This window comes from Paenibacillus sp. 2TAB26 (assembly GCF_052115145.1).
Classification (GTDB): domain Bacteria; phylum Bacillota; class Bacilli; order Paenibacillales; family Paenibacillaceae; genus Pristimantibacillus.
Map to the genome: position 1 here is coordinate 177444 of NZ_JBFRGC010000016.1, position 9155 is coordinate 186598.

Genomic DNA, 9155 nt, shown 5'->3' on the forward strand with positions numbered 1-9155 from the left:
GCAGCGCCCTCCCTCAGAATACCGTGTAATCGGCATAGCGATACGCCAGACGATAGGATATGAATATCAGCACAAAGCTAATGACCGACTTGAACAAACCTGCCGCCGTCGCGAGCGAGAATTGAAGATTTTGCAAGCCCAGTCGGTACACCCATGTATCCAAAATATCTCCAGTTGAATACACAAGCGGGTTATAAAGGTTATACACTTGATCGAATCCGGCGTTCAGCACGTTGCCTAGACTTAAGACGCCCAGCAAGACAACCGTGGTTGACAGTGCAGGCAGCGTGACGTGCCTAATCAACTGCCAGCGATTGGCACCGTCAATGGCGGCCGCCTCATATAGATTGAGATTAATGCCCGTTAACGCAGCAAGATATATAATTGCGTTAAAGCCAAATTCCTTCCACACATCAGTACCGATGATGAGCTGCCGGAATATCCCCGCATCCGCCATAAATAGTTTAGGATCGAAGCCGAACATTCCAAAAACCGTATTAACAACGCCATAATAGCCAAAAATTCCGATTACAATCGTTGACATAATCACCCACGATAGAAAGTGCGGCAGGTAAACGACAGTCTGCACCAGCTTTTTGTAGCGCATGCTGCGAAGCTCGTTCAGCAATATGGCAAAGATGAGCGGAATGAGCAGATTAAGCACGATTTTGCCGATTGCGATGATAAAGGTATTAACAATAACCGTCTTGCTGTCATTAAGCTGAAACATATACTTGAAGTTTTCGAGCCCCACCCACTCGGATTTAAGCAGCCCCGCTCCCGGATTGAAATCCTGAAAGGCCATCAGAATTCCAAACATAGGCACAATACTGAACATCACAAGCCAGACCATACCCGGCAACAGCATCAAATAATAGTGTTTCTGATGGCCTAATTTTCTCACTAAGGCTAGCCTCCCGTCTCCCTATCAGGATAACAAAGCTTGCAAAAGGCACTTAAAACCGCCAGCGCCTTCTGCAAGAGTATGCTCGGTTACTTCTTCAAGAGCTCGGCGACTTCCGCTGTGATCTCATCTCCGCCTTGAGACTTCCAGTCCTTCACGAATTTATCGAAAGAGTCGATGGACGCTTGGCCAAGGATGATTTTCATAACGGTCTCATCCTCCATCTTCTTCAGGTTAGCCCATTTCGTTTCCATTGTTGAAGTTTGGTTATAGGTAACGCTAAAGACCTTTTTATCAATTGGAATTGTTGTGAACGGACGATCACCAATCATGATGGAGTACAAGCGCTGGAAGTCTCCGAAGTTAGCTGTACTGAAGTTGCTGACATTTAGATCGTCGTACGGAGGCTTAATGACGTCTTTTACCTTTTTCGCATCCGCATACATCAGCTTGTACAAGCTGTTCGGCTTATTATAATCCTCTGGATTGGTCTCGCCTTTCAGTACTTTCAGAAGCTCTGCATACTCATATTCCGTCTCATTGGCCGCGGCCATAACGTTGCGAAGCGGATACCAAGCTACATTAACCGACAAATCAAAGGTCGCTTCATCACGTACAAGCGCATTATTCATGATCATAATGGCTTTGACGACATCCGGTTTGGCATTTTTGCTAATAACAGTGTAGGTGCTGCCCGTCGTTTTCATATGCACATTCCATTTGTTATCGTCAGAATAGACCGGATAGGCCTGCCAGTTAGCCGTCGGATCGTTTTTGAAGGAGTCCCCGTTGCCATAGCCGCCATTCCACCATGGACCGAAGAAAATCCCCGCCTGATTGGCATTAATCGGATCCCCTACGTTGTCACGGGTACCTACTTCAGGATCAATAAGCCCTTTTTTGTACCAGTCAGCCAGCAAAGCCAACGTTTTTTTCGTATTGTCCGTCGTCGTTCCGTATGTTACCGATCCGTCACCATTGTCAAGCCAGTAACCCGGATACGCATCCATCGCGCCAAAAATCGGATCGAATCCTCCCATATTGTTAGAGGAGACGAGGAAGGTAGAATAAGGGAACGTATTTTTGGAAGGACCGGCAATACCAATCATTTTGTCCCCGCCAAGCTTGCTATCAACAAACGCTTTCGCCGTTTTTTCGACATCGGATACCGTCTTCGGCACCGGCAGCTGCAGCTTATCAAGCCAGTCCTTGCGAATCCATAAGACATGAACGCCGTCGGTATCCACCGTAATGTTCGGGAGCGAAACCATCTTGCCCTTGTAGCTGGCATTTTCCAATGCACGGCCATCAGTGCTTGCCATAATATCCTTAACCTGTGAAGACTGATATTGCTGGAAGATGTCGGTGATATCATACAACAGTCCCGAGCTCGCCGCTTTGGTCATGAAGGAGCGGTCGTCAACGACCATACCGTCTGGCAGTTTGCCTGATGCGATCGTCAAGCTGACCTTCTGCTTAAAATCGTTGCCGGTGGCCGCAGTCCAATCCACAATCACGTTGATGTTGTACTTTTCCTTTAGGTAGCGCGTGTACTGGTTGTTGCTTACACTGTCGCCTTCCGGCAGCGTTTTGTCTGTCGGATCCACCACCATGCCGATGTGGACATCAACAGGGTTCGGAAATTTGGAGAAGGCCAGGTCATCTCCCGATAGTGCTGGGCTTGCTGTGTTTGAGTCTGGATTTGAAGACGCTTTCAAATTATTCGATGAATTGTTGGAAGAAGAGCATGCTGTCAAACTTAGAGCAAGTAATACGACGGAAAGCATCAATGCCATATTCTTTTTCATCTAATCCCTCCTCAAAAGAATGGCCAAGCAATTCTTACTTCGTAAGCAACTGCTTAGTTTCTTGCCTTCTCATTGTACATTGGAAGTTAGGAAAAAAAGTCAGACAGATGTGCCGTGTTTTGCGCCAGATACAAGGCCAAGGTAGATATTTGTTCGATCCGTTGTAGTCATTCCTCCCCCTTGTGGAACTGGGCCCGAAATTCGGAGGGTAAAAGACGGGTCTGTTCATGGAACAGCTGGGAGAAATATTTGGAATCGTTATAGCCTACGGCATGAGCAACCCAGGCGATCGACTGATTGGTTTCGCACAGCAGACGCTCTGCCGCTCTTATCCGCTCTTGTCTTAAGTATTCATTAAACGTTGAACCCGTCAGCTTCTTAAAGCATTGGCTAAAATAACTTCGGCTCATGTGCACATGATCAGCGACGTCCTCGGCATGCAGCGTATTTGAAGCCTTCTCGCAAATAAATAACACAGCCTTTAGGATGCTGGTTGTCGTATTGGTAAAATCGGAGGATGAAGCAACCTGCGCATAAACACGTTTCCTGTAATCGCGCATCCATTCAACCGCAGACCGGACATCGTCGGCATCAGACCGGAGCTCTGCAGCGAGTAGAATTACGGGCTCAATTTGTGACAGCACACGCATAAATAACCCTTCCAGACGGCGAAAAGAAACCTTAGCTTCTATGGTCTGTTTACATAACCGCTGAAAAACTGATTCATTATAGAGCCAGTAGTGTGAGCGCCACTCCTGCTCCAGCCTGCACCACTCTTCTTCCTCCAGGTTTTGCTCAGGGCCATGCGTAGGCGCTGGTTGCGCAGGAGTCTTGGCAGAAAGAGGTTTCATTTCTCCTGTCATTTTCTGCTGGATTCGTTTCAATATTTGCTCATCATCCTCTGATTCCAGGCGTACCTTGGAAATATAATCGAGCACACCCATGCGATAAGCCGTTTGCACAATCTCAAACTCTTCGTGAAAAGATAAAATGACGGAACGCAGATCCGGAAATCTTTGCCGTGTGACTTGAAGCAGCTCCATACCTGACATGACAGGCATCGAGAGATCTACGAATATGAGGTCCACCTCATAACTTTCCATAAACTCCAGCGCCTTCGCGCCGTTCGCCGCTTCTCCTACAACAACCATATCGTGATTGGACCAAGGCATAATCGAAATCAAACCTTTGCGCGCTAGCTTGTCATCGTCAACAATTAATACACGAATCAAATCGCTCTCTCCTTTCTATGATGGAGAAAAGGAAGGGTTAAAGTAACCGTTGTGCCTTGATTTGGAGTACTTTCTATACTCATACGAGCTTTATAGCCATAAGATGATTCCAGCATAGACCTGACATAACGAAGTCCAATTCCCCAACCCGTCTGCTGCTGATCCGGCGTGTCGCGCTGCAGCAAAGCAAGCGTCTCATGGCTGAGCCCTTTGCCATCATCACGGATTATAATGCGCACCATCTGTGCCTTTTCATCAGCCGAAATGTTGATCTCCAGCTTGCCGTTATCATCAAGGCCATGACAGACGGCATTTTCCACAATGGGCTGCAGAATGAACCTCGCGACAGGACTATCGAGATAAACCCCTTCCGCAATATTCAGATTCACCTCAAAATCATGCCTCATCTGCTGCAATTCCAGATAGGTTCGCATGACCTCTATTTCCGATCTGAAGGTAGCCGTATCCTCTGATTTACCCAAGTTATAGTTCAGCAAAAAAATTAACGATGAAACAAACTTCTCAATCTCCGCCTGCTTATGCATAACCGCCAGCCACCGTACCGAATTGAGCGTATTCATCAGAAAATGCGGGTTGATTTGATAGGCTAGCTTCTCTATCTCCAGCTGATGACGGCGCTTTTCCTTTTGCTCCACGTCCATAATCAGCTGCTGAATTTGTCGCTTCATAATATTGAATTGATCGAGTAGCCGGTCGAATTCATCGATCCCCGTATGATATTGGCTGGTACCCATATATCCCTTGCCAAACGTCCTCATTTCCTTCTCGATTAGTCGAAATGGCTTGTTAATGATCCTCCGCAATAATAGTGTGAGCATAAACATCATTAGAAGAGCAATGGCGAGAATCCAGTACATATGATTTTTCCACGTATAGAGCTCGTGATTGTAAAAGGAGACAGGAAGCAGCAGCGTGATGCCATAACCGTAATCACCTGTCATTCGGTTCCATACATAACCGCCCGTCACTCCCGATTGCCCGCTTAGACTGAGACGCTGGCCAGCACTAAAAGCAGTTGAATTGCTGCTATAAGTCACCAAGCCCGCCGTATCGGTGAAAACAAGCATATAGGGCATACTCAAGCTTTCTGTAAGCGAATTCATAACGGTGGAGATATCCGACTTGGCTTCAACATAAACAACTAATTTCGTTCCATCTGAAAATTCAACCTCCCTTGTCACCGACATAACCAGATCATCGCTGAATCGGCATAGGGATTTATGCGGGGATTGGTATTTCAGTTCTCCTGTACCAGCAACACTCGGCAAAGACTGCAGCGTAAAATCACCGCGCAGCGGCAAATTCGAATAAGAAGCATTTCCGCTTGCGGGATTATAATACATCACCAGCTCCATAGCCGGATTCGAAAAAGTAATTAATCCAATGTTGTAGGCGATATCGCGTGAGAGAAGACGCTGACTATACGTGTCCGCGGTGGAGATATACGTCGCCATCAGGTTGCCAACCGTACCTTCCGGTGTCATCTGCTGTGTAACTTGTAGCAAGTTACTGTACATCTGATTCAACTTTGTCGTTTGCTGATATAGATCAAAAGCCATAGAGGTCTTGATTTTATCGCGCTGCATCGTGTAGATCGCATTATAGGAAACAGACGCCATTAAGATGGCATATCCTACAAATCCAACGGTCAGAAACACCATGATTCGTTTGCGAAGAGAGGTGAAAACAAACCGATTGCGCAGCATAGACACGAAGCTTATATTCCTACTTGTAGACTTCATAGAGCGATTACCGTCCACCTCCACCACCTCACAACAAGTATGAATCAATATTCGCTGTTTTACAGGTTTATCCTTCCTTGTGGGGAGAGCGCTGTGTTGCACAGACACATAGCGATCTGAGAAAAAGCAAAAACCCACAACCTGTTGCGGTTGTGAGTTTGCTTGGTGGAGGTAAACCGTGGTTATGCAAAACCACAATTCGCCGTCGTATATCTCTACAATATGCCTACAACGATCCACTCACAAGCCGCCCTTGGTACCATACCGCTTGACGCTCCGCTCTTCGCGCTACCGCTTCAGCCGTGCAGCTTGCGTGCAACAGTACAAAACTCGCGTCGTCTCCGATCTTAGGCCACACCTGCTGACCTTTTGAATCAAGTGGCGTTATCCCCCCAGTAATGAAACTGATGGCTTGAGATAGTGATAATTCATCGTTATACCCATACAATTCTGCGAATCGCCCTGCTTTATCTAATTGATCTCCATTCCCGAAGGGAGACCAGTGATCTGTAAGGCTATCCGTTGCCAATTTTACCGCTACTCCATTTTTAGTTAACATCGGGAGCGGCATCGTCATCTTGCCAATCGGAACCGTCGAAGCAACGGACATGCCAAGCGATCCCATCCGTTTAGCAACTTCCTCCGCCTCTTGTGGCTGCGCACCTGCAAACCAGAACGCATGACTAACCGTTACTTTTCCTTGCAAACCAGCCTCTTCGGTCAGATCAACTAAACGCATCAGAGCTTGCTTGCCCGCTTCGTTTCTATCATGTAAGTGAATATCGATACCGGCATTATTCAAAACCGCTAGTTCTACGATGGTCTGCAGTGACTTCTCTATATCTCCATCCACTGAGAATGGATCCAATCCGCCAACATGAGTTGCTCCCTCTGCCAAAGATTGCTTTACGAGTTGAACAGAATCCGATAGCAGAAGCCCATGCTGGGGGAAAGCGACAATTTCCGATGAAATTTTACCTGAAAATGTATCTAGCGCCTGCTTAGTCGCCTCTAACCGTTGCAGTCCACTGGTAGGCTCGATATTACAATGGGTACGAACATGAGTAGCGCCATATCCCTGTATAAGAGTTAAAATGCTTTCGGCTTGTTGTCTTGCCATTGGAAGGAGCTTAGGCAATAATACTTTCTCTTCCTCAATTCTCTCGAAGATGCTCGATACAGGCTTTACCGCTTTCCACGGTCCATCGAAATACGTTTTATCCAAATGAATATGAGCCTCTTCGAACGAAGGCAGCATCAATAACTCTTTACAATCATATTTAACAGCATCACTTTGAATATCCCGTTCTGTTCCTATAATTTCAGCAATAGTACCGTTCTCAATTCGTAAATGACAAATTTCCGTTTTCGTACCAGAGACCTGTCCATCTTCCATATCATAACCCTGTTCTAATCTTACATTCGTTAACCAATAAGAAGCGTTCAACCGATCATCTCCTGTCTTTACCCCTATTATAATCGTGTCCTCTTTATTCCCAATCTACTTCTATGGTATCACTAACCACTATTTTACGATAATTTCAATAGCGTTAGCATCCCCGCTTAGCTTGCAATTGAAACTCCAATACATATATTATGGCCGCATCGCATTTGAGTAAAGTGTATAGGGAGAAAGAATTTGCAGTTATGAATTGCGAAGCTCATATCAAAATTAACAAAATACAGCTGCGATGTTTTATTTATGTATGTAAAAAAAACCATCCTCATGCGGATGGTGTTAATGATGGCGGAGACGAGGGGAATGGATACCTCTTATATTCAATTTCACCCAAACGACTGAGTGAAAAAAAAGGCTCTACCTTAACAGGTGGAGCCCTCTAGTTTTTTATGTAATTAAATTATGCCGAGATTCTTCTGCCTTCACTATCCGTAAACTTTCCTACAATAATCATAATTAGGTCAATCAGCAACCAAATTCCCAATCCACCTAAAGTAATAATTTGTAAGATAGCTGTGCCTATTTTCCCGACATAAAACCGATGTATGGAAAATCCTCCCAAGAAAAAACAAAATAGTAATGCAGCTACAAATGATTTAGGACTTTTATCCATGATACATTCCTCCAAATTATTATATAATACCCTCCTATTCTATCGACAGAAAACCCATCAAATGTTAATTTTTTTAGTTGATGAGGTTCCTATAAATTTTAGGGGTCCTTTGATGCGTTCAAAGAATTGCGCAAAGTGATTTTATTGATGTAAATATGATTGGATCTGCAGCTATGGAAAGCCAATGAAAAAGTGGATAATTTTCCGTGAAGATAAAGCAATTCTTTACCATTCTTTCAGTCACTAACTTAACGAGGTCTGTGTCGAATGAAATTAACTCAACATAAAAAGAGCTGTCGAGACTTTCTCGACAGCCTGAGCCTGCCATACGGCAGGCTTTTTGTATGAAAGCACTATGCGTTAATTATTTTAATGCTTCCAATATTGCTTTTAGGTCCGCATTGGTTTGAAGCGTGTGTAAAATAATCGTTAATGCTTCAGCGCGAGATGATGGTTTGTTTGGCGCAAATTGTCCATTACCCGCTCCGTTAATAATTCCTGCCGCTGCTGCTTGCTTGATTTGCTCTTTGTTCCAAGCTCCATCAATATCTGTGAAAGCAGGCACTGAAGCTGTGTTTACAGCTTTAAGATCAATGATTTTAGAAATAATGGAAATAATTTCTGCACGGCTGATTTCTTTGTTTGGTTTAAATGTGCCATCTTCGTACCCTGAGATAATGCCGCTTTCAGTTAAAGCAGCAATTGATGCTGAAGCCCAGTGGTCGGAAACGTCACTTAGCTTATTTTTATCACCCATCGCAGAGAGGTCAAATACCTTTGCAATAATGGTAGCAAATTCGGCGCGGGTAATACTTGCGTTAGGTTGGAAGGAACCATCCTCATATCCGTTTACAATCCCCAATTTCACGAAAATATGAACGGTTGCCCCAGCCCAGTGAGATTTTGTGTCTTTGAACTCAACATCAGTAGGATTAGCTTTCGCTTCCTCTACTTTCTTGTTTAAGCTGGATATCACTTTTTCCACTTGAATCACATTTTGATCAAATTTCACTTCAGGCGTTGCTGTCGGTTTTGGTTCAGGTGTTTTTTCAGGCTTTGTTGTTGGCGCTGGAGTAGGTGTCGGATTACCATGATCGCCACCGCTGCCAGAGCTTACTTTAACCTCAACTATTTTTGTTCCAAAAACGGTACTGCCGTCAGCAGCCGTTGCTTTAACGGTAACCGTTCCTGCTGAAACACCCGTCAATACTCCGCTTTTGCTAATTGTCGCTGTGCCTGTTGCGTTTTCAACAGACCACTCGATTGATTTGTCCGTCGCATTAGTAGGAGCAACGGTCGCGTCAACGGTTAACGTCTGACCAACCAGCACGCTGGAATCACCTGTTAACGTAATCGAAGCAACAGGGACTTGGACT

The 9155-nt window shown here is 45.1% G+C and carries 7 protein-coding genes; all 7 read right to left on the bottom strand.

Features of this window, described 5'->3' with window-relative positions; all coding sequences use genetic code 11:
- Window positions 1-13 precede the first annotated feature (13 nt).
- Window positions 14-904 carry an ABC transporter permease gene (locus AB4Z50_RS19580; RefSeq protein WP_076270718.1) on the bottom strand — a complete coding sequence of 297 codons (891 nt, stop codon included), beginning with the start codon at window positions 902-904 and terminating at the stop codon, window positions 14-16.
- Between the two features lie 89 nt (window positions 905-993).
- A complete protein-coding gene (locus AB4Z50_RS19585) occupies window positions 994-2712 on the bottom strand; it encodes an extracellular solute-binding protein (RefSeq protein ID WP_441881197.1) in 1719 nt (572 codons plus the stop codon).
- A 167-nt stretch (window positions 2713-2879) separates the two neighbouring features.
- Window positions 2880-3944, bottom strand: a complete 1065-nt coding sequence (locus AB4Z50_RS19590) for a response regulator transcription factor (RefSeq protein ID WP_441881198.1) — start codon at window positions 3942-3944, stop codon at window positions 2880-2882.
- On the bottom strand, window positions 3941-5707 hold the full coding sequence (locus AB4Z50_RS19595; protein WP_441881199.1) for a sensor histidine kinase: 1767 nt from the start codon (window positions 5705-5707) through the stop codon (window positions 3941-3943). Before AB4Z50_RS19595 ends, AB4Z50_RS19590 begins: the two co-directional genes overlap by 4 nt.
- 226 nt (window positions 5708-5933) lie before the next feature.
- Complete coding sequence (locus AB4Z50_RS19600; RefSeq protein WP_441881200.1) at window positions 5934-7154, bottom strand: amidohydrolase; 1221 nt, start codon at window positions 7152-7154, stop codon at window positions 5934-5936.
- Between the two features lie 412 nt (window positions 7155-7566).
- On the bottom strand, window positions 7567-7779 hold the full coding sequence (locus AB4Z50_RS19605; protein ID WP_339206070.1) for a TM2 domain-containing protein: 213 nt from the start codon (window positions 7777-7779) through the stop codon (window positions 7567-7569).
- Window positions 7780-8143: 364 nt separating this feature from the next.
- On the bottom strand, window positions 8144-9155 hold a 1012-nt coding region (locus AB4Z50_RS19610; protein ID WP_441881201.1), incomplete at its 5' end, for an S-layer homology domain-containing protein.

What these genes read in the sequence shown, in the direction of transcription:
- AB4Z50_RS19585 (WP_441881197.1), bottom strand. Translation starts at nt 2,712, where the DNA reads ATGAAAAAGAATATGGCATTGATGCTTTCCGTCGTATTACTTGCTCTA.
- AB4Z50_RS19595 (WP_441881199.1), bottom strand. Translation starts at nt 5,707, where the DNA reads ATGAAGTCTACAAGTAGGAATATAAGCTTCGTGTCTATGCTGCGCAAT.
- AB4Z50_RS19605 (WP_339206070.1), bottom strand. Translation starts at nt 7,779, where the DNA reads ATGGATAAAAGTCCTAAATCATTTGTAGCTGCATTACTATTTTGTTTT.